General features: G+C 34.1%; 15 protein-coding genes. 1 reads left to right on the plus strand and 14 read right to left on the minus strand.

Going from position 1 to position 22,514, the window contains the following annotated elements; all coding sequences use genetic code 11:
* Positions 1-5: 5 nt before the first annotated feature.
* From ACQVD9_RS10710 to ACQVD9_RS10775, 14 genes are all read right to left on the minus strand, one after another.
* Positions 6-812, minus strand: coding sequence for a PFL_4669 family integrating conjugative element protein (locus ACQVD9_RS10710; protein WP_201095251.1), 807 nt, complete (start codon positions 810-812; stop codon positions 6-8).
* A 373-nt stretch (positions 813-1,185) separates the two neighbouring features.
* The gene (locus tag ACQVD9_RS10715; protein WP_201095250.1) at positions 1,186-1,698 is read right to left on the minus strand and encodes a hypothetical protein; all 513 of its coding nucleotides are present in this window, start codon (positions 1,696-1,698) and stop codon (positions 1,186-1,188) included.
* 79 nt (positions 1,699-1,777) lie between these two features.
* The gene (locus tag ACQVD9_RS10720) at positions 1,778-3,025 is read right to left on the minus strand and encodes an STY4528 family pathogenicity island replication protein (protein ID WP_201095249.1); all 1,248 of its coding nucleotides are present in this window, start codon (positions 3,023-3,025) and stop codon (positions 1,778-1,780) included.
* A gap of 1 nt (position 3,026) precedes the next feature.
* The gene (locus ACQVD9_RS10725; RefSeq protein WP_201095248.1) at positions 3,027-3,932 is read right to left on the minus strand and encodes an STY4526/YPO1902 family pathogenicity island replication protein; all 906 of its coding nucleotides are present in this window, start codon (positions 3,930-3,932) and stop codon (positions 3,027-3,029) included.
* 14 nt (positions 3,933-3,946) lie between these two features.
* On the minus strand, positions 3,947-5,716 hold the full coding sequence (locus tag ACQVD9_RS10730) for a ParB family protein (protein ID WP_201095247.1): 1,770 nt from the start codon (positions 5,714-5,716) through the stop codon (positions 3,947-3,949).
* Positions 5,713-6,603: a DNA adenine methylase gene (locus ACQVD9_RS10735; RefSeq protein WP_201095246.1), complete on the minus strand. Its 891-nt coding sequence runs from the start codon at positions 6,601-6,603 to the stop codon at positions 5,713-5,715. Before ACQVD9_RS10735 ends, ACQVD9_RS10730 begins: the two co-directional genes overlap by 4 nt.
* Positions 6,593-7,333 carry a DUF2786 domain-containing protein gene (locus tag ACQVD9_RS10740; protein WP_201095245.1) on the minus strand — a complete coding sequence of 247 codons (741 nt, stop codon included), beginning with the start codon at positions 7,331-7,333 and terminating at the stop codon, positions 6,593-6,595. Before ACQVD9_RS10740 ends, ACQVD9_RS10735 begins: the two co-directional genes overlap by 11 nt.
* Positions 7,326-7,745 (minus strand): hypothetical protein, encoded by a 420-nt coding sequence (locus ACQVD9_RS10745; RefSeq protein WP_201095244.1) that lies wholly within the window; start codon positions 7,743-7,745, stop codon positions 7,326-7,328. The genes ACQVD9_RS10740 and ACQVD9_RS10745 overlap by 8 nt, the downstream gene beginning before the upstream one ends.
* Positions 7,746-7,768: 23 nt before the next feature.
* Positions 7,769-8,539: a hypothetical protein gene (locus ACQVD9_RS10750; protein ID WP_201095242.1), complete on the minus strand. Its 771-nt coding sequence runs from the start codon at positions 8,537-8,539 to the stop codon at positions 7,769-7,771.
* A gap of 2 nt (positions 8,540-8,541) precedes the next feature.
* A complete protein-coding gene (locus ACQVD9_RS10755; protein ID WP_201095945.1) occupies positions 8,542-8,820 on the minus strand; it encodes a hypothetical protein in 279 nt (92 codons plus the stop codon).
* A gap of 18 nt (positions 8,821-8,838) precedes the next feature.
* Positions 8,839-10,203 (minus strand): replicative DNA helicase, encoded by a 1,365-nt coding sequence (gene dnaB, locus ACQVD9_RS10760; protein WP_201095239.1) that lies wholly within the window; start codon positions 10,201-10,203, stop codon positions 8,839-8,841.
* The gene (locus ACQVD9_RS10765; protein ID WP_201095237.1) at positions 10,200-10,811 is read right to left on the minus strand and encodes a hypothetical protein; all 612 of its coding nucleotides are present in this window, start codon (positions 10,809-10,811) and stop codon (positions 10,200-10,202) included. Before ACQVD9_RS10765 ends, dnaB begins: the two co-directional genes overlap by 4 nt.
* 12 nt (positions 10,812-10,823) lie before the next feature.
* Positions 10,824-11,723 (minus strand): ParA family protein, encoded by a 900-nt coding sequence (locus ACQVD9_RS10770; RefSeq protein ID WP_201095235.1) that lies wholly within the window; start codon positions 11,721-11,723, stop codon positions 10,824-10,826.
* Between the two features lie 333 nt (positions 11,724-12,056).
* A complete protein-coding gene (locus ACQVD9_RS10775) occupies positions 12,057-12,377 on the minus strand; it encodes a hypothetical protein (protein ID WP_264745958.1) in 321 nt (106 codons plus the stop codon).
* 894 nt (positions 12,378-13,271) lie between these two features.
* On the opposite strand from ACQVD9_RS10775, the gene ACQVD9_RS10780 reads away from it, so the two are divergent.
* Complete coding sequence (locus tag ACQVD9_RS10780; protein WP_264745959.1) at positions 13,272-22,442, plus strand: hypothetical protein; 9,171 nt, start codon at positions 13,272-13,274, stop codon at positions 22,440-22,442.
* Positions 22,443-22,514 lie beyond the last annotated feature (72 nt).

The raw sequence follows: 22,514 nt of genomic DNA on the forward strand, positions 1-22,514 counted from the left end.
AACCTTTATTCTTCATTCAATTGATCGTTATCCAACTGAACATTCGCCTCCAACTGAGGAATCGAATGTTCAGTTTTGTCATCTTTTATAACTGGCTCAATATTAGCTAACTTACGTTTTTTAATGACTGGAGCAAATTCAGATCTTTTCCTTCCTTCCAATATTTCTTTAGGTGGTAGCTCTCCCATTCGCTCTAATGCTTGTCTTGCTCTTGCATTGTTTGCTGCAAAGTCATCACGAGTTGCACCAGAGTTTCTATAATTACGTACAACACTATAGAAACTTCTCATGAGTGATGAGCCTTCATTAATAAAATCTTCAGATTGAGTTCGACCAATTAGTCCAAGATGCCTTAATTGCAGTATTCCCTTCGTGAAATCGTCATACTCAACTAGCATATAAGCACCACTAAAACCAAGCGGTGACTTACTAATTAACATCAGCTCACAGGGATTAATATTTAAGTTTTCAGATACCTTAATTTGCTTAGGTAATCTTTTTTCTTTGATTTGCTTAATAGTGTTAATCAGTCTTGATAGCTCTCGTCTAGTACTATTATATTTATCTTCTATTTTAATCAGGTCCCAATCTGCATAAGGATCATCAAAACTTGCTGTAAAATGAATAGCATTTAAACGACTAATAAAACCAGGTAATCCTATAATTACATTTCTCTTCTTGGGATCAGTAGCCTTCCTACCTTCCCATAGCTTCATAGCTTGTATGGTATGAAGTGTAATTACAACTTGACTTTGTAATGGTCCTATTCTATTTTCTGACTCAATATAAACATCATCTTCTGTTACATCCATAGTTATACCTCATATGATAAAAAATTAACTATGATGATAATGTCTACTAAAAACGCTCTATAAACTGCGGTTAAATAGAAATAGGTCAAAACCTATTAACGGTAAGTACTTTGTACACAATATTGTTAACAGTGTTAACACTGTTAACAACTAACTTTTTAATTGCTAGTTTTATGATTTAGAATTTTTTATTTTCTCTAACTCTTGAATTACAATCGTTATCTTAGGTTTAGCATAATTTAATAAGCTGCTATTCTTCAATGAAGCGTTTAATTTGCTTTGAATTTTAATTTCAGACTCTATTATTAACATTTGTAAAGATTTATGTTTCATATAATTCTCTTTCGTTAATTTGTTAACACTGTTAACAGTATTAATAAGGATTTGGCTCACCAAATATTTTAAGGTAAATTGCTTTATCTGTTTTTAATAAAAACTCTTTAACAGCATCTTCTTCAACTGTCACAATTTGTTCCTCTATAACTTCACTATTCAAAACGACATATCTATACCAAAAGAAGTTATTAGTAATAGTAGATTGGTAAAGATTATTGACTAGTATTTTTGTCTGTTCATTAAAGTTATAAGGTAAAGCAGCATCATTAGGTTCAACCAGTTCTGAGAATATTAGTGTCGAATTTTGATCAGTAAATGTTGTATTATTTTTTATAATATTAAACTCATGATGTTCAGCTATTATTTTTTTGTTTATGGCTAGTTGTATTGAAAGTTTATTATCATAATAGTTATTAAAAATCATTTCAGTTACTATTAAAAGTATAAAGAAGGCAATACTAAAACTAATTGCTTTCCTCTCTGAAACTTCAAAAAAAATACTCAACATAAAATAAAGAAATATTGAATATATTAAAATTAAGCTAATCATCAGCTATTTTCCTAAACTAATTTTTGATTGCTGTTAACAGTGTTAACAAGTAAATATTTTAAAAAAATTCAAAACTTAATCATTTTTTAAGGCCATTCATGGATAACAGATTTTTTAAACTTGAAAGTTGTCGCTTAGTATCCTCTGGTATAGGTTGGCTTATATCCCTTCGATAATTTTTTAAAGGCTGTATACTTGGCTTCACAAGCTGTTGCGCAGGTAGCTTATTTTCTGCTTTAGCTGCCCAAGGCTTAAATTCATTGTTTACAGCACGTTTTAATAAACCAAATAAGTATTTAATAGGGCTTTGAATATTTCCTTCAGCACAACGTTGATTAAACTCTTGAATCACCAAAGGTATTTGATCAGGTTCAATCTGTTTGATTAGCTCGTTAATATTTTTATGTTGTTGTGCTGTAGCCTCAGTTAAATATTTATTATCCAGTACAGTACTAGTACTATTGTTTATAAATACAGTACTAGTACTATATAGGTTTGGATTCCGAACTCCGTTGCTATTAGGTGGCTCTAGCTTTGGTTCGGATTCCGAACTGAGTAAATCATTAATCCGAACTGGGTGATTTTTGCTGATTTCGGATTCCGAACTTGGGTTATTTAGATTCCGAACTCGGCTATTTTTACTGGGTTTGGATTCCGAACTAGATGTTTGATACTGGTGCATTTCATTAGTTTTAGACAAGCTTTGTAAGCTAATCCGTTCTGCCATTAATGCTAGACGTGTTTGCACACCTTCATGTTCTGAGCTTTGTAGATCATCCATTGCTCCATCAGCTACAATTCTCACGCTTTTATTAGCATGTTTACGACTATTCGCTACAAGTTCAATATAAGTTTTATCAATTTCTACCGCATCTGCTACAGTAATGGGTTCATCATGGAGTATGTATAATGAGCCAAGGTGTTGTCCTGTTCGTTTATCTCTGCCACGACTGACTAAACTGAGCCAACGAGTTAAACGTAGGATATGGATAGTTCTAGCGATGGTTTCTTTGGAGGCTTTTTCACCATAAGGTACCATTGATAGATAAGGCTGTAGATCTTCATAATGAGGTACAGCAAAACCTTCTTTATCAAGCAGTAGTTTAAATACTTGCCACGCATTACGTTCAATCGGTGTTAAACGGTTATCTAATAATAGTCGTTTAGGTACCGTCTCATGGATGTTACCACTGTATATAATGCCACTCACTCCATTGGGTGATTTTCCTTCAGGTGTAGGACGATCAGAGGTAATCTTTTGTGGCCACTGTGAATCGGTTTTTTTAATGCATTGTTCAACAATCTCTGACCAAATACTTTTAGTCATTTCATTCCCCTAGTAACCCTTTAGTTAATGCATTCCATAAGGTATTAAAGTCAATCCGATATTTATCAGAAAGACTAATTAACTTTTTAAGATGTTCACGTGTCAATTGATGAAGGTGTTTTACTTTGGTTTTGTTCAAAAGGTATTGCCACTCGTCCTTTACACTTCCTTTAATTTGTTCATCACAACTACCAAAAGGCTGACGATCTTGGTTATCACTATTGATAAACCTTCTTGTTACACTGATTTTTCGATCAGAAACATTAAAAAAGGTAGTAACGATTTCAATTTTTGCTCTAAGCATCATTAGTTTTTCAAACAGTTCTTGATCTGCTTTGGTTTCTAAGTTATTTTCTTCAATCTCACACCATAATGAGGTGAGATCCCAGTTATACTGTTCCGCAATGGCAATTAGTTTTTCCATACGCTTGATATGGTCAATCACAGGTTCGGTACTTAGAAAGAGCTTCCATTCGCTCCATAGAATTTTTTTCTGCTCATCATTAAGGCGTGTTACTCTCCCTTTGCTCTTTTGGATATTCATCATTTTGCGTTTAATAGCCGCTATCGTACTGGTGATACCAAAACATTCATTAAGAATACGATTTGACGCATTATTTCTAATAGCCTTATCGATCAATTCTTTATGTTGTTCTTTTTGCTCAGTTAGTTGTATAACACGTTGTAGCATGTTGACATCAATTTGAATTTTAGCCCAAACGACAGGAGTTCCCATTAGCTCAAATAGTGCATTAGGAGGTAATGTCTCAATCATTTTGATCACTTCATCATTAATACCCATCGCTCTACAACGATTATAGTAACCTTGATTAATATCTTTTATGAGTTGACTGAGTACCGCTTGGTTAAGCGGTGTACTCGCAGGTAAAAACTCCTTAAGTTCCATGCTACGGCCCTCCATTAATTTTCTTTAATTAGATCGACTAGGTGTCTAGCTAGCCTTATTAATCTAAATAATTTAATAAGTAATACATCTGATAATCTTTCGAGGCCTGTTGCTTCAGGTGGTTTATTTCCAATCTGGATGTCATAACCACCTATCAAGAGTTGGCAGAACAAAGCATTCGGAAGTGCTTGTGTTGTTTGTACACCATCTAACATTCTTAATAGTGAGGTCAGCAATAAGCCTATTGCTTCAGACTGGTCAGTATTGGACGTAGCCATAGGCTGCATACCAAATCCTAGACCTTCATTGGTTTTAATAAGCCATGATTGGTAGTTACCTTCTTTGGCAATATCACAAGCTAGGTTGAATATTTCTTCTCGGATTAGTTCAGGACTGTTTTCAATTTGTTTAGAGATATACCAAATATTGGATACTTCCGCCAAACCACCACCAGCTTCAACAGGAATTGATTTAACCACTTCTTCTTTAAATACGGGCAGTTCTCCTCCTAGACTTTTTTCTAATGAGGCATTGAGTTGCTGTACCTTTGAAGAGGTTGTTACAGGTTTTACAGTGGTTTTTTCAATAAGGTATTGTTGTTCTTCAGTAGAGAGTTGTTGTTCTTCTGAAGGTTGGTCAATGGCTATATTATGAAGGATGACTGCTTCAGCAGCAGATCCACCATCATCACTCGTTGATGGTTGTTGACGCTGTGTTGCAGCATCTTTAGCTACTGTGGTTAGTGTAGGTGTGGTTAATGGGGTATTTACTGAGCCAGTTGTTTCTGTTGTAGCTGTAGGTACTGTTGCATTTTTAACAGGATCTGCTAACACTGTTGGAGCTTGTGTCTCTGCTTCAATAGGGTCTTTGGTTTTAGTTAAACTAAGTAAGTCGAGTTCAAGCATTCTGTATTCTTGCCCTGTATAGAACTCTAAATCACCTAATAATTCATCTTTAATTCGATTAAAATTATAGTCGTCAACATTAAGGTCATTAAATTTGCTTAAAGATACTCCCCAGTAGCCAAGAAACATTTCATTATCATCAGGATCTATTGGATTGCTATCTTCTATATATTTATTCCATATTTTATAGAGTTGGTTTTTAAGGCTAATTAATTCTTCTACACGGGGTCTACCTAACCCTTCAAATAGCAATTCAGGAATATAAGGGTAGATATACTCAACACAATCTAGCATTCTTTTTACTAAGGTATGTGATACTGGATAGCCATCTTTTCTAAAACATTCTGCCAGTTCACGTAGTGAGAGATTTTTGTTAGCTTGGCTATTATAAAACTCGCGCATGTTGCTAATAGCCACTGCTTTATCGATAAATAACAATTCACCATGTAACTCATTTTCAACTAGATGCCCAACCAGTGCTGCTATTTCACCATCCCAAGGTTTAAATAAACATTGAATACGATAAAAACGTTGATCGCCTGTTTCAGTCCATAGTTCTTTAAGGGCTTTAAGTCGTGTATTACCTCCATTACGGATAATATAGTGTTCTTCATCAGGACGTTTGGTTATGGTAGGTGGCTGATCTAAACCACGTGTACGAATAGACTCTTTAATCTCAGCAAACTTTGGATTAACACTTTTACGTGGGTTATGATCATAGGCTCTTAGTTGGTCTAAAGTGACAATGATTGAAATATCATTCACAGGCGTTTTATTACCTGGTTGCTCTTCTCCACGTTTAAAGGTTTTTGACATTAAACTTTGCGTTACTTTTTGTTGTTGTAAGTTTTTTTGGTTTTTTGGGTTTGTACTGCTCATAAGACCATCCTTAAGGGTAAAGCGAGTTGGTTTAAAGAGTTATAACAGGCAGGGTTTAACCATAGACTTTCAGTTCTTGTCGCAGTGCCTTTATTACCTGAAATGGCTGCTGATTTTTCAATATAGTGCCAATGTTTTAAGTGCTTTTTATAAAGCTTGTTAGGGTAGCTCGAGATAATAGCCATGCCTTGTATCTCGTTAAGTAGCTCAAGTAGTTGTTGATGTTCGCTATCAGTCATTTCATAGCGATACGCATTACGTCTTTCTCTGGAGCGTGTAGATTTAGGATAAGGTGGATCTATATAAAATAAGGTATCTTTACGATCATGATTTTTAATCACTTCTAAAGCAGGTTTATTTTCAATAAGAATGCCCATAAAACGATTTCTAATGGCCACTAAATTTTCAGGATAGTCTCGCCATAAATGAAAACTAAGGCTGTATTCACGTTTAGTGTCGATTTTAAAACCTGTATGACCTTGTGTAGCACCTGCACTTCCAAAACCAAACTGAGCACGAATAATCGTTCTTCTTGCCCGTTCAACTGGATCATCTGTAGGTTGCCATGCTAGTTCAAACTCTTTCCGTGCAGTAGGTGTAACTGTTATTTTTTTAACCAATATTTGCAGCAGTTGTTCATCCTGAAGTACTCTGAAAAAGTTGACTATTTCATCGTCTAGGTCGTTGTAAACTTCAGCATAACTAGGTTGTTTATAAAGTAATACACTAGCTGCTCCTCCATAAGGCTCAACATAGGTATTGTGAGTTGGAAAATAGCTTACAATATGAGGTGCTAACCTATACTTGCCTCCATGATAACGTACTGCACAGGAGTTAATGCTTTGGTACTGATTAAACCAATTCAATTTACTTTGTTCAACCAACATGACGTTCCTCCCAACTTAATGTTTGTTGAGTAGGTTTATCTGACTTAATACCATGATGTATTTTGACTTGTTTTCCTGATAGGTGACCTGCTAATCGTGCTGAGTCAAAACGTTTATCCTGAGTTTTTGGTTTCTCTTCAATTTTAGTACGATCACTGTATTTAATATCTTTGTATTGAGTAATCAATTGATAGAACTCTTTGTTAAATTCAGTAAATCTATCAATTATTTCTGTTACTGCTTCAATCCAGTGATCTGCAAACAAATCAGCTTTTTTACGTTTAGTCGCTAAATGACATAAAGGGCTCACTGTATTGAGGTATTTTTTACGATCTTTATTCAATTGTCTTTTAAGTACCACAAAGAGGTACTGTGCTAGTTCAGGCGAGGAATCAATACCGATAAAACTCACTAGTTTAACAGTACTAAAACGATAGTTTTTTATCACTGTCTTATAGGAAAAAATTACCTGACAATTAAAACAATACGCTACTACTGTTGCTAAAGAGGTTATCCATTGAGGGATATTTCCACTACCAGTACCTATGGCTTCATCACATTCTTTAATGTCATCTAATTTTATATCTGTCTCATTAAGACCATATTTTTCCATTAAGCTTTTAGCTTGACGCAATGCAGTCTCAGCTTCATTGCCTGTCGATTTGGCATATAAGGCTAAACATTTTTTTATTTTGTCTATTGCCCAATCTTTACGATTATGCTCATTCATAAGTCGCCTCCTTATTGGAGTGCTCATTCGCATTAAAAGGTTGTTCAAGCAGAGGGACTTCTATTACATCTTCTTCAATCTTGTTAAAGTTTTTGACATAGTTATAGTGATGATCAAGGTAATACAGAGGTAAAAATTCATTGTACAAGCAGCTAATCAGCATAACCCCTGCATCCCCTTGATATTTGCTATTAACAGTTATTTGGTAGTTATAATGGCTAACTTGATTACCTTTAATGGCCATATCTTTAGTTATGTCTGTGATCACAACAATATCACCAAAGATTTTCCATAGCGGTAATTCTTGTTCTGTAATCATCACAGCTTCATTAGGTTCACTACCTAATACATGAGCTTTTAAACAAAGCTCTAAAAGCTGTTGTGCTGTTAATTGGCCTATATTCATGTTCATGGCTCGTGTTCCCTGTATTTACATCAATTAAACGGACTGTTAATGCGTTGGATTTCATAAACCCATATCCATAGATTGTTATCACTTTCCCACGCTAAACTAGGCGTATTTGAAGCAATACGTTTATTCCATAAACTAGCGTAGCTTTTTATAGGTGATCTGAAGCAGGTAGCTTCATCATTAGCACGGTCTTGCAACTGAAAATTTTTATAACCGCGTACTGATTGATTATAGAATTGTGGGGTAATGCCTGAATTAAGAGCATCTGTAACAGTCATCTCATGTAGTTTTTCAACACGCACATCAGTAATTTCAAACCATATTCGACTGACAAACATGGGCATAGTAATCGCAGGTCTTATACGGGTAGGAGCTTTACCTGGTTGCCAATAAAAATCACCATGTTCATCAGACGTTAAGTCACTGTCCATGACATCTATCAGAGTTTCGTTTTGCCATAGATAGATAATATCTCTGTCTGCATTGTTTAGAGGTGATAACCAAGGTGTCAGACGTATTTCAGGTGAAGCTAAGTAATCTATTGCTATACGTCCATCATGCCGCCAAGCACCTACTTTAAACTCTTCCTGTAACCAAACTTTATCGCCAACTTGGTAAGGACTCTCAAAAGTTAAATAACCTTCTTCATCATCAAACTTGTTGCTATCAATTTCCTCTATATAGCTTAAGTTGGCTATATTTGCAGGTTCGCATAGAGTTCTAATTTGTTTTGTATTGCCAGTAAATAAGCCATTGATTAGTTCTGGAAATATTGCCATTGGTTTATATTGCATTGTTATACTCCTTCTAAAACTTGACTGTTTAAGCTTAATGCCACTGCAATAGGTCTTACCCAAATAGGTGTATTGCTAAGTACAAAGATTTCACCTGAATTAGCTAGTAATAAGGTGGTTCCCATCACTTCTGCTGCTATTGCTAAAACATGTTTATGAAACACTGAAACTTCATTGTTTAAGCTATTTACTGGGGTAAAATTAGCGATCATTTTGTAAATATCATTACTTTCTTTGGTAAAAGTTAGAACAGCTTGTTCTTGGGTATTTTTATTTGGCATAACTTACTCCCCTATTCCTTAGTAATAAGTAGTGCGACAGATGTCTTTAAAATCAGTTTGAGCAGCTAAGAAGGTTGTCCGCACAGTACCAATTGGACCATTACGTTGTTTACCGATAATTATTTCCGCAGTACCTGTTTCTAAACTATCAGGGTGATAAACTTCATCCCGATAGATAAACATGATTAGGTCTGCATCTTGCTCAATCGAACCTGAGTCTCTAAGGTCTGCATTCACTGGACGTTTATTGGTTCTTTTTTCAACATCTCGGTTAAGTTGCGATAAGGCAATCACAGGACATTCAAACTCTTTAGCTAACGCTTTTAGTTCACGGGTAATCGCTCCTACTGCATTGTTGCGATTTTCGTATTTACCTGATTCAGCAATCAGTTGCAGGTAGTCAATGAGAATTAGTGAGGGGTTGCCAAATTTACGTGTACAACGTCTGGTTCGTGCACGTATGGCAGAAGTGGTTAATGAGGCTGTGTCATCAATGATGAGTCTATTTTCATATTGTGTCAGTTGATTGAAAGCCAATGTCAGTAGATTAAATTCATTAACGCCATTATTATCAGCATTTAGTTGTCCCGACATTACTGACTTTAGGTTTAAACCACCAATTTGCGCAATTAAGCGTTTAAGTAGTTGCTCTGCTGGCATTTCTAAAGAATAAACAAGTATTGGTTTATCAGTTTTGGACTCTAATGCACTCAAACCAAACTTTAGAGCTAAACTTGTTTTACCCATTGAAGGTCTAGCAGCAAGGATAATTAAATCACCGTTTTGGAAGCCTGATGTATAGTCATCAAGGTCTGTTAATCCTGATGGTACGCCTGTGATTGGATTACCATCATTAAAGTGTTGGTCTATATCGTTTAAGACATCGTTTAAACAGTCTCTTAGATTAATAAAATCTTTCTGACCTGTTTGTTTTTGAGTGATTTCAAATAGTTTTTGGTCAGCAACTGCCATCACTTCAGTACTGTTGGTACTTTTTTGATGTGCTGCTTGGCTTATTTCATGACCTAAGTTCGCCAATTGTCTAAGAGTAGAACGCTCTTTTACTATTTTGGCATAGGCAACAATATTGGCTACTGAAGGAATGCTACGTGACAACTCCACCACATAGGCTAAAACATTTGCAATATGAGGTAGTTGTTGGGTTGATATAAGTTTGTCGCTTAATGTAACGGGGTCAAATGGCTTATTTTCTATATGTAAAAGATGGATTGCATTAAAAATAATTTTGTTATCAAAATTATAAAAGTCATGCTCTGAAATGATTTCCATTACATCATCATAGGTACTGTTTTCTAACATCAAACCACCTAATACAGCTTGTTCAGCTTCCATAGATGAAGGTGGAACAATTTTTGAACTCATATCAATTGTTCCTCTGCTTTACCATAACGTGCTTGAAGGTAGTGTTTAGTAACTAAAACCTCCCTATTAGGATTAAGTGATAATTGGCTTGTTGTTTGCACACAAACGCCTTCGATAAAATCTTGGAGGATTTTTTCTGGTGACAAATGATATTGTTCACAGATAGTTTCAAATCCCTGTGGTATATCTAAGGTGATTCTTTCAGAAGGTGTTTGTTTTGGAGTAAAACAATAAGGAATAATACCTTCAGGCGAACGAAAGCCTTGTGGATTTCGCTCATTACGCCATCCAATGGTATCAATGATTTCAGGATTCTGATCAATATCAATTTGATCCATATCCAGTTCAGGAGCACGTCTCAGGCTTTGATCTGTATAAATTTCAAACCAATAACCCGTACAACATACTACTGGTTGTATTGAGCCAATCTTACCCACCACAAATTTATCGTACTTTTTATCTTCTTTAGTACGTGTATATGAACAATAATAAGGTAGACGTTGTTCTACACCATCTTTTATAAAAACAATATCATAGCCATTGTGAGTATTCTTTTTGATGCCTTTAAAGATAACATCACAATAGGCCAAGCTTTTTAGACCTGCCATGTTGTTATTCTCCTAGGCTTCTTGGATTACCTCTGTCCCTGCTATGGATTTAATGGTTTCTGGATTTAAAGCACTTAATTCCTCTACCCACTCTGGAAAAACTTCTTTAGCTAGTTCTGTCATGGTTTCAAGTGCTGAAGGTGCTTTGCGACCATGTGGACGTTTAGTTTCATAACGATGGGCAGGTTTAGCTTCAGTAGCTGCTTTTCTATAGACTGCAATAGAAGGAATAACAGTATTTAGTACTCTGACGTTATCAAAATTACTGAAGCTTTCACGAACCGAATCCGAGATTAAACGGCTGTCTGTTGAGGTGAAATCTGCTCTATTAATAAATAAGTTAACTATAGGTACTTTAATACCAAAAGGTAGATAAGCTTCTTGTAGCTCTTTAAAAAGCTGCACAGTGCCTCTACCAAATTCTCTAGCAGCTAGCATTTCAGGAGGAACTGGGGAGATAGTAGTATCAGCAGCTAGAATAGCCATTTTTAGAGTAAGTGATCGTGTTCCTTGTGTATCAATTAATATAAGGTCATAGTGAGTTTTGAATGGTTCTAATAACGTGATTAATCTAACTTCTAAGCCACTTCCGCCTAAATCATTTAGTTCACTTTTAAAGTCATTGGATATAAGAATATCTAGGTTATTTATATTGGTTTTAGATACATTATCAAAACTGGTATCACCTTGTGCTACAAGCTCATATGTTCCTTTTTGTTTTTCATCTTCTAATGCAAAGTAACTGGATAATGTTGGCTGTGTATCTAAATCGATAAGCAGTACTTTTTTACCTGCATCAGCGATGACAGCACCTAGATTTGCAGCAGTAGTAGTCTTACCTACTCCACCTTTGGTTGAAACAATGGAAATAACTTTTGCACGGTTAGTGCTAGATAATATTGAATTTTGCATGGCTCATGTCTCTCAGTTTTAATAAAAAACTGTGAGCGCAAAAGTACCACCAATAACAATCTTAGAGCAGTTGACTCTTAATCAATTGGTCACAGGTTCGAACCCTGTACGACCCACCAACTGCTACTCTTGACTTTCACGGGATTGCAGTCCTGCGAAGTTAAATGAAAGGTGTACATGAACTCAATATACAATGTACCTTTTCAGAATATACCGCCTACAGAAATTTTGCAAGATATTTCTTGTAATTTTTCGTAGGCGTTGTTTTTTTATCTTAATTAACTTTTCTATGCTTAGAAAATCAAACAGTGACTCAAAAATATTTTCTTTTGCTTAAAGTCTATGATCTAAATTAAGAATCCATATATCTAAAAAGATTGGAGACACGATACTTATCTCTTTTTCTACTTGTTTAACTTCTTCTTTTAACAAATTTTCTAAACCATTAATATCAATTAATACTTTTTTATTCGGATGTTTCCATTTTTTATTCCTATCTATAATTGTCACTAATAGACAACCAGCACGACTGTTTTCTGGCGCCATATATTTGTCTACTAGTTGTTTTCTAATCGTATTCTTTAACACTGTAGCTGACCACTTATCACCTATTTTTAATTCAATTACAGCTTGTAATCCTGATGTAGTTCTCAATCTTATATCTGTTTCTTTTTCTTCAGCAGTGACACTTTCCTGATCAACAGTATAGGCTTGTCGAGAGTATTCAGTTAAATATCTTGCAATTTCTCGTCTTATTAATTTTTCTTCAGTTAATTTTGACCAAGCTTCTTTAGGCGAGTTATCTTGGTTTAAATAATCCTCTAAGTCTTCTAATCAACCGAATTAAAACTGATTAAAAGGAACGTTTACTAAAAAAAATAGTATTAGTTATTTTGATTGATAATTGAATGGTTAAAAATAAAATTGTCACTTTTATAAAAAGAAAAAAAGCTTGTAGGAAGAACTATAAACTCTTAATCAATTGGTCACAGGTTCGAGCCCTACACACCCCACCAACTGCTACTCTTGACTTTCACAGGATTTCCGCCCTATGAAGTTAAATGAAAGGTGTACATAGACTCAATTGGAATAGTTAAGATCTGATCGTACAATTTTCTTGCAAAAGAGAGAGTTACCCGTTTTGATAAAGGTGTTGAAACTTTAATCAGAACTTAAGGAGTAACTCTCATGTTACATACTAACAATCCCATCATTAAACATAAAGTAGGTCTTTTAAATTTAGCATAAGAACTTCAATACGTTTCTCAACCCTGCAAAGTCTTGGGCTTCTCACTTGCCATTTTGATCTTAAATCCTCTATTCCATCAAAGCTAACAATTTGTAATCTAATATATTTTCTGGTTGAGTAGATGTCAGACACTTTGCTCCACAGTCAATTGTCACTCAGTTATTAAAAATAATAATAGCTATTACTAAAATAGCAATAGTAGTTCTAATAAATAATTTATATGATGACAAAAGTTAATATTAGATAATAAGTTTGTTTTTTCAATTAGATTATCAATTTGCATTGGGTAGACAGTATATATGCTTTCATTTACTTATTCTATAGCCACTACCTCTCATAATAATACTGAACAACAAGAAAATACTATTTCGTCTGAATCTAAAATAACTCACACTGATCTGCCTTCATCTAATTATCAACATATGCCTGCATTAATTAATGATCTTGTTAAGAATACTAAGGAGTTTTCACAAGAACAACAAAAAATATGGGTAGCTTTGTTGTGGTTATTAGAAAGTGGCTCAGCTATTTCACAACGAGTTGATCTATCCTTATTAACTTCTGCCATTAACAATAGAGATATCCACCAGGCACAACAATTATTATTGCAAATTCAGGGACAACAAAAATATCCAGTATTAATAGAGTTACTTAAAACAATAAGTTCGTCTATTTTATTGGAAATACTAGTAGAGATCGCTAATGATTATTTAAATTTAAAAGAAGATGAGGTAACTCAGATTGAGCAAGTTCGGATTATTATAAATCCTGAAAATAGTTTAGAGTTACGAATTGATTCAGCCAAGCGACTTATTTTTGCAACGCATAAACGTGAAATTGCTGAATGGTGGATTCATATTCTTGAGCTAATTCAAGGGTTGATAGAAAGCGTTCAGCATTTTAATAGTGAACATGGGTTAGTTGCTATTAAAGGGATTGTTTCTCAATTACGGGAAAAGTTAGATAAACAAGCATCTACCACAGAAACAATAACTGCTTGGCAAAATTCTGTAACTATTGCATTAGTGGTTATTGAGGAATTACTGGGGATAGTGGAGAGATATCGACAACTGCCTGAGCAGGCGGGTGTTTTAGAGTATTTTCAGTTAATACTAGGCACTAAATATGTACAAGAATTAACAAGTGATGTAGAAAATACCATTCAACAAGGACTTAGCCTATTAGAGAATAATCACCAGATTTATCAACAAGCATATAAGATAATTAAGAGTGATGAGAATATAGAGGAAAAAACTAATCGCTTAAATAATCTTATAGAAGATGCGGTTATGCAGAGTGTATTGAATAAAGGACAGGCTAACAATTTAATCACTTTTCTAAGTATTGGTTTGGATATATTGCAAACAACGCATCAAATTGGTCATAAGCCTTTTAAAATTAATGATATACGAACTATTTTAAGTAAATTTGAACAATGGAGTAAAACAGCTGAAATAGAATCATGGCTGGGTAAACAAGCTACTCAAAGCAGTCAATTACGAATTCATCAAGCTCAATTAGGGATTGCGATAGTAGAATCGCTTAGTGAACTAGAGGTTGGTTCAAACTATAATCAATATCTGGATAAGATATTTAATGATCCTCATTTAGAAGAATTACTACCAGAAAATGTTATACCACTTATATCGTTCCTACAAACCCTCTGGCGATTGTGGAATGCTAATCAACAAAACTATCAAACTGTTTTAGCTGAAGATTATCCTATAGTTGCAGCCTATTTTGAGCAGTATCCACAAAATGGCTCAATCAAGGAGCAATTAAAGTGGTTAACTGATGGTTTAACTAAACGTGAAGTAACAGGGTTTATTAGCCTTTATTTACCAACAGGATTAAGTCAAGCCTTACAGCAATTTGTAAAATTACAAAATCTAACAGAAGAATTTCCTATAAGAGGTAGTTTCTTAGAACAAACTCAATGGGCCTTAAAACAACTACCTACAAACAGTCTTAAAGATTTTACTAAGACTATAGGTCAAGATCAAACATGGTTATCAGAAGACTCCCTTAACTGGCTTTATACGATAGTTTGTACTGTGCAAGAATCTGGTAACTCTAATTTTTTGGTACAACAGATACTAAATTTTGTATTTAGTGACTTTATAAAAGAAAAAGCACTTGATTACTGGTTGCCAGGCTATGGCACTTATATTAACCAAGCCTTAAAAATTGGTCATAGTTACCTACATAAAGGTTGGCAAAGTGCAGGTGAACAATTACAAAGAGCTGTTCAACAACATCCTACAGTACAAGGATTAAATCGTATAGGTCCTTTAATAGAGGCATTAATAAACGGTACTTGGTGGCAAGTAGCAGATGAAGTAGTACAAGTAGCTAGTGGTTTACCAGAGCCATATGGTGCCTTATGCCGAGTTTACTCAGCCCTCAGCCTAACATGGAAAGTTAATAGTATATGGGAAATTGAAAATATAGCCGAACAAGAAAAACAATTGAGCCAACTGAGTCAAGAGTTAAGCATTCGTTTAGGAATTGAAAAAGACTCTGCGGCTGGTCACGCATTAAATTTATTAACATATCTTGCCCCTTTACGTAAGGCTGTCAATCATTATAAACAGTTACCTCAGGCAGGTTCTTGGCTAGGTTGGGCAGACCAAATATCTGAAGTGCTTAGCAGTAGTCAGAGTATGACATTGCATAGTACCTATAAAGAGTTTAATCGATTATTTTCAAAGTGGATTGCCAATCAAATTATTCAAACACAACAATCAGTAAGTCATTGGTTCTCTAGAGAAAAACAACCAGAGGTTTGGTGGCAATCTGATTTGGAAGACAACTGGGAGAATGAAAGTGACGAACAACAAGAAGGGCTACTCGAAAATTTACCTTGGTTAGAAATAGGATTAGGATTAACAACAGTATTAACCTTACTGTCAGGTTACAAGAGCTGGCAGGCATTTGATGCCTCTAGTATAGTGATTGAACATGAGAACACTAATGTTAGCAATAATCGCATAACAAGTTTAGCTAACCAAGGAGGCCGTTGGGGAAGATGGTTAGGTGGGTTAGTATTTAGCACACTCATTGCAGGTAATCAAGCAAATACAAATGAAACTTGGGGACTAACAGAGGAAGATCTGGCAATTGAGGATTTAGATCAAGAATGGCAAATACCTTTATGGGCCGTAGTTGGTGCAGGAAGTGCAACAGCCTTAGCAGCTTTAGTAGCTGCTTGGAGAGGCTATCAAGGCAGTTATCATAGGGTACCGCTATCAGATGATATAGAGCTACAAGACTTTGCGACCCCATTAACTGGAGCCCCTCCTCCTCCAATAAATACTCAAACTTCTAGATTAAGACAATGGGGTGCTCCTATTGCAACTTTAGCTTTTGGCGGAATTACTAGTTTTCTAGCTTTCTGGAAGTGGAGTAGAACTCATATTGAGAAACCTTTTCCTGAATCAAAAGATGATGACAACCCTCATTCAAGCTATTTAAGCGGTGTTACCAATAAATATGCGAGTTTTAAACAGTTAATATATATTCATCAACAAAAACATATTCCTATCATTTTTTATAACGATGTCATCAATTACTTTACAACTACTTTAAAAACTCATTTAGCAAAAATTATTGAATTAGACACAACAGAACAAAATAACTTAGAACAATTAATTAAAAAAGCACCTCATAAAAATACAAAAAATGAAGTTCTTTTGAGTCAGGTATTAAACAAATTAAGTAATTCATTAAAAAGTAAAGCAGATGAAGCAATAGAACAACACAATTATAGAAATTATATAATATATGGTGGTGCACAAAATTATTACTCACAATGGTTAGATGGTTTTAAAGAAATCTACCCAAATCTTTTTTCTAATGAATCAAAAGGTTGGGATAATATTCGGAGTCAATGGAATAAAACTGTTAGCCAAATAAAAGCACGTTGGCAAAGTGAAAAAACCTCTACTCAAACATCTAATACTAAACAAGCTTCTTCACCACAAATATCCTCTAAAACAATTACTAAGGCAGAGTTTGGGGCTTTCATTAAAACACTATTAGAACTGGACCCACGATTAGCAAGTAATAATAATTTTAAAAAAGAGGCACAAGGTTATTTATTAGCAAAATGGGGCAAAACAAGAGTTAATGATCTTCCTGATAAACCTATTAACTTTTTAAATTATTTAAAAGGTATTATTCAACAATTACTAGAAGACACATTAGAGCCATTTATTGATCAGGATAATTTTACAGACCAAGAAGTATTGAGTTCATTTAGTAATTACATCTATTTGTTACACGCTTTGGTAGTATTGAGTAGCACATTAGATGAGACTGGATTAGACAATATTCTACTAACATTAAATTATAAAAATAAAATGGTTTCATTTTTATCAGTAGCATTAGAATTGATAAATAATGAGGATCTATCTGTTAAGGTCAAAGATTTAACTAGAAATATCTATTTAACTTTGTTAAATGCACAAGATATGACGACTAGTAGTTGGTACAATATCTATAATTTAACTCCAGAAAGCATACAAGATATCCATACACTTGCTCAAAATTTAAAGAAAGGTGTTAACAATAATGTTTACTTACGATTAAAAATGGCTGATGAATATTTTCAAATTCATTCTGAAATTATTAATGAAATTGAACATGTGTTTGAAGCTAATCCAAACTCAGTACAGATTAAAACTATAGACTTTATGACGCAATATGATTTGTTCTTAGAAGAAGATAGAGTAAATTTAGAATTATTGTCTCAAGGGTTATCAAATCAACATACTTTACAATCTGCTATAAAAGCACAAAAAGATATTTATAATGCTATAAAAATAGGTTTTTCAGAATTAAAACAACGTATAAATAATCAAGACAATACTAAGCAGGATACACTTGTTGAAACACAGGTTAAAGCTTATAAGAAAGAATTAATTAAGGAAATCAATCCTTTCCTTAACTCAAAAAATGTTACCAAAGAAGTAAATAAATTTAAACAAGTCGTTGGAGAAGCCAATACCTCAGAACCAACTCAATTCAAAGTAATTCAACTGATTAACTATTTTACAACTTACCTACGAACAGGACCACAAACACAGCAACTTAATTTTACGAACTTAATCCGTAAAATAGTTTACAAAGCTGCTTATGATGCTACTACTAGTAATGATGAGACTATATCGTTACCACTGTTTTATTTCAGCCTATTAGAGGAAATCAATAAAGGTATTTCTGAAGCAGCACAAGCACACCTTTATTCAAATATATACATTCTATTAAAAATTAAAATAAGACTTGAAAATTGGAGAAAAATTTTACTCAAACTACTACCCAACTTAGAGGAAAATATTTTCTATATTGAATTATTGCAAAGAATAGCAACTATTCACCAAGAAACAGCAAGTTTATTTAATGCCCTCGATGCTGAAAGGCGTACACCTACCCATAAAAATACTCCCATCTTATCTAATTATGATGTTTCATGGAATACGATTTTTCATGGTGAAGGTCGCGAAGCATTATTAGATAGACTAAATCTAGATTCGTTTGATGAAGAAATAGTTTCTCAACTATTATTCTATTTAATCTTTGCTTCTTTTGATATAAATAATGAAGCACTAGATAAACCTGAGAAATTAGATCTGGTTAAACTCTATACTACAACAGATTTGCTATTAATTGATCATTTATCGCGGTTAAAAGCCAAAGGGCTAAAAGAGCCCTATAGCAAGTTTGAAAAACTTGAGCAAGAATTTTACCGAGTTATCAATGAGCATGTATTTAAGTTTTTTCCAACAGCAAAACAACAATTTGAACAATTACGCCAAAAACAAATAACACAACTTAGTATACAACCTTTTGGAATAGAGCCAAAAAATCCTGATCAGCAGCAAATACTTGATCAAGAAATAATTAGTCGTTCATTTTTAGAAAGATTTCTTGGTTCAACTCCTGAAAATTATTATGGTTGGGATGATGAATCTAAATACGATTTAAAAGCACTTTCTGAGCGTGTTAAGCTACTTAAACACTTCCAAGAATTTACCTCCTTGGGATGGACACCTCTTGCTCCAGTGGATTTATACATTAAGAGTAAAATCGATGAATATCCTGAGTTAAAAGATAAGAATCTTACCCCAGATACCGATTTTACAGCTATTACTATTAAAGATGGCGCTGAAGTATTATTGGGACCAGCTACACTACGAGAGCTTGTTACACGAAAATATAAAAATGAAGTATTTAAAGAGTATAACAATAGCGATATAGTTTTTAAACAAGAGGGCGCTTTGCAAGACCTACTTAATGATTTAAAGAACACAGATATTGAAACTATTCTCTTAAAAAAATACACCGATGCTCAGCAAAATGATGAGTATAAAAAATATTATGAATATTATTATCAAACGCTTAATAAAGTGGCCGTAAATCGTTTTTTAGATGATTTACAGAAAGATAGAGTCAATCTTAGTCAATCAGACAAACCAAAATTTAAAAAACTAGCTGAAGACTACCAAGCTGGAAAGGTAAAGGCTAAGCCTATTAAAATTGGACGTTTTACCAGTTTGGATGTTGGAGCTGTCCTCCTCTCTACAGAGGGCGAAGGAAAGTGGGCTTCTGAAATATTTTTTGTACCCTTAGAAGAAGGAAACTACCCTGATATACAAAGAAAAAGGGGTATTATTTTTACACTTAGAGCTAATGATCAGATACCCTATTATGTTGTAGACACGGGATTTACCATAAATCGTGATGCTACTTTTATCAAAGAATATATCGATGAAGAAAACAAACCAGCCTTTCAAAAATTCCTACAAGAACATGTTCGCATTGATATAGGGCAAAGAATACCAGCAGAATTTTATACCCCAACTATATACGACATGCATACACATCGAGAAGAAGATCCGCTGGTGGGTACGCCAATTTATACCTCACAAATTAATATCGAAGAGGAAGCAGTTGAAAATATAAATAAAAAACTAGTGGAAATAAGCTTAGAGAACATATTAAAAATCAGTGATTTTTTAATTCATACTGATGATGAAAAATATTGGGACGCAGTAAATAAGTGGTTAGATATAGCAAAAAATGTAGCTTTAATTATTGGACTTAGTGTGCTTTTGGCAGCTATAACGCTTGCAACTCTAGGGATAGCTGCTCCTACCACGATTAGTGTAGGATTTGTTGCTGTGAGTGCTCTTCTCTATTATGGCTCTTTAATTGCCCAAAATGTTATTGCCGAAGAACTGGATAAAGACCAGTATCAACAAGAATTAGTAATTTCAATATTTTCTGATATGTTCTTGCCTTTTGTTTTAAAAGCTGCTGCGCCTGCAGGGAAAGCTCTGTTATCTAGAGTCACTCGGCTCTTTAAACATTTACGTAGTCAATCACTTTCATCTAGTCATGAACTCATTCCTTTAATCACAAGGACTGTTGATGATTTACCTATAGAACGGATCGTTACCCCGACTCGCGTAAGTGCAGAAAGTATTACTCAACCTTTCAAAAGATTATCAGCGTTAATTGAAGAAGAAATTAAATCACAGTTACTTCTAGAAAATAATACTATTGAATCAGAGCTAGATAAATTAAATAGTTATCTAAATAATAAGGGTTATAAGAGCCAAGTACGTACAATAGCCAGTTGGAATAGTGCTGATAGTGAAGCTAATTATCGATATACCATAATTGCACAAAAGGAAGGTGAACCTAATTTTGTAGTAGAGCCCAATATATCTTCTAAAACACTTGCTATTGAAGAGGAAGGTAATTGGCTTAGGAAAAATCAGAACAATATACAAGATCGAACTTTACTCAGCAAGTATGCTGATGGAGCTACTGCTCAAGAAGCAAAAGATAAATTTGCTGACGGCTTATTAGGTTTTAATAGAGATGTTAGGTTACTTACTAGCTCTGATTGGTATGAGGATGGGATATTTAGAGATTTTGAAGTAACTTGGCATGAAATAAATGATTTACGTCGTTTTGCTGGTGATGGGCAACCTCCTGGTAGAAGACCTTTCTCATTTAAAAAGTGGTGGCATAATTTGCGAGATAGAATAAGACGAAGACCACCTCCTCCAGAGCCAATAGACCCAGGCGAAGGGCCATCACATAGGCAAGATCCTTCCCCCCATGAAAGAGTAAATCCAGATACAGGTAATGAGGCTCATTTAGAAGATGCTAGTTTAGAAGAAGATATCAGTGTTTCTGTAGAAGACTCTTCGGAGGCCGAAGTTAGGTTAGAAGATAGTCTTGATGATGCACTTGAAGAAGCAAGATCTGCAAATAAAGCGAGACTAAAATTAACTAATTGGAAAACAAACATAGATAATTTTAAAGTTCCTCTCAGTGAGGATATTGATGAGTTTAGGCCAATTAAGTCTAGACAGGAATTTATAACAGAAGATAAAATGAAAGAGGTCATAAATGAGAAAAAGAAACAGGGTTTCCGTATTTATGAAGAAAGCAATAAAAGTGCATTTACAGCACAAGAGACAACTAAATATGCCCAAGCAAAAAGAAAGTTTGAAAGTAGTTTCTTTAGGGCAAGTCAAAAATTGGAAGCATTTAAAGACATTTTGGAAACAGCAGAAACAAATAAGAGGATACGAAGTAAACTGTTTTCATTATTTAATAAAACATTCCATTTAAATGGAGATAAAAAAACTATAATACAAGTGTATAAACATTATAAACAGTTGATCGATTTATTGATTTCTGATGCTAATTACCAGCTAGATAATAGTTTTAAACATGTTGAATACTTCTATGATAAAAACTCTAAAGCAGCTGCTTTTGTATATCCTTTTGATCCTTTAAAAAGGATCTTTGTTAATATTGATGCAACATTAATCAAAGATGATATTCGCGAAACAGTTATACATGAACTAAGCCATCTATCTCCTTCATCTTTTGATTTGTTTTATGTAAATACCTCTGTTGGAGATAAAACTCCTTTAAGAGCTATTACAAATTCACTGTATTATGAGTATTTACATACTGCAAAAGGTGACCTAGCAGATTCAACAGCTTTTTTATTAGGTGAGGATTATCCACCTTCATTGCGTGATCAAAAAAGCCTATTGGATCCTATTAAAATTGCTGAAGCAAGAGTCAGACTATTTACATTACCTAGGTTAAGACTTAATGCAACTTTAATGACAGCAGATCCTATTGCTATTAGCATCATAAAATTTTCTAAATATTTTGCAGATCATCCATATCTTTTTGATAGTATTCAGAAGAGAAGCGTAAATATTGCTCCTACTACGAATGAACCTACACCTACACAGACGCCAGAAATTGAGCAGAATACTCTAAGTACTCCAAATATTCCTGATTCTCTTGATGATTTTGATTTAGAAACCGTTCATCCTGCAGATTTAAGTTTATCTGAAGAGGGAGAAGATTTTGACATATTATTAGATGCATTAAAAATATTAGCTTTACAACAAGGAGCCTTTAATAGCTAATAAAAAATATCCAGAGTGGTAATAAATAAGTGCATTAATTGAAATAGTTAATATCTAACTGCATACATTACC

The organism is Entomomonas sp. E7T21 (assembly GCF_058693955.1).

Excerpts from the sequence above, each read along its gene's own strand:
- ACQVD9_RS10710 (WP_201095251.1), bottom strand. The coding sequence starts at position 812 with ATGGATGTAACAGAAGATGATGTTTATATTGAGTCAGAAAATAGAATA.
- ACQVD9_RS10715 (WP_201095250.1), bottom strand. The coding sequence starts at position 1,698 with ATGATTAGCTTAATTTTAATATATTCAATATTTCTTTATTTTATGTTG.
- ACQVD9_RS10720 (WP_201095249.1), bottom strand. The coding sequence starts at position 3,025 with ATGACTAAAAGTATTTGGTCAGAGATTGTTGAACAATGCATTAAAAAA.
- ACQVD9_RS10725 (WP_201095248.1), bottom strand. The coding sequence starts at position 3,932 with ATGGAACTTAAGGAGTTTTTACCTGCGAGTACACCGCTTAACCAAGCG.
- ACQVD9_RS10730 (WP_201095247.1), bottom strand. The coding sequence starts at position 5,716 with ATGAGCAGTACAAACCCAAAAAACCAAAAAAACTTACAACAACAAAAA.
- ACQVD9_RS10735 (WP_201095246.1), bottom strand. The coding sequence starts at position 6,603 with ATGTTGGTTGAACAAAGTAAATTGAATTGGTTTAATCAGTACCAAAGC.
- ACQVD9_RS10740 (WP_201095245.1), bottom strand. The coding sequence starts at position 7,333 with ATGAATGAGCATAATCGTAAAGATTGGGCAATAGACAAAATAAAAAAA.
- ACQVD9_RS10745 (WP_201095244.1), bottom strand. The coding sequence starts at position 7,745 with ATGAACATGAATATAGGCCAATTAACAGCACAACAGCTTTTAGAGCTT.
- ACQVD9_RS10750 (WP_201095242.1), bottom strand. The coding sequence starts at position 8,539 with ATGCAATATAAACCAATGGCAATATTTCCAGAACTAATCAATGGCTTA.
- ACQVD9_RS10755 (WP_201095945.1), bottom strand. The coding sequence starts at position 8,820 with ATGCCAAATAAAAATACCCAAGAACAAGCTGTTCTAACTTTTACCAAA.
- dnaB (WP_201095239.1), bottom strand. The coding sequence starts at position 10,203 with ATGAGTTCAAAAATTGTTCCACCTTCATCTATGGAAGCTGAACAAGCT.
- ACQVD9_RS10765 (WP_201095237.1), bottom strand. The coding sequence starts at position 10,811 with ATGGCAGGTCTAAAAAGCTTGGCCTATTGTGATGTTATCTTTAAAGGC.
- ACQVD9_RS10770 (WP_201095235.1), bottom strand. The coding sequence starts at position 11,723 with ATGCAAAATTCAATATTATCTAGCACTAACCGTGCAAAAGTTATTTCC.
- ACQVD9_RS10780 (WP_264745959.1), top strand. The coding sequence starts at position 13,272 with ATGCTTTCATTTACTTATTCTATAGCCACTACCTCTCATAATAATACT.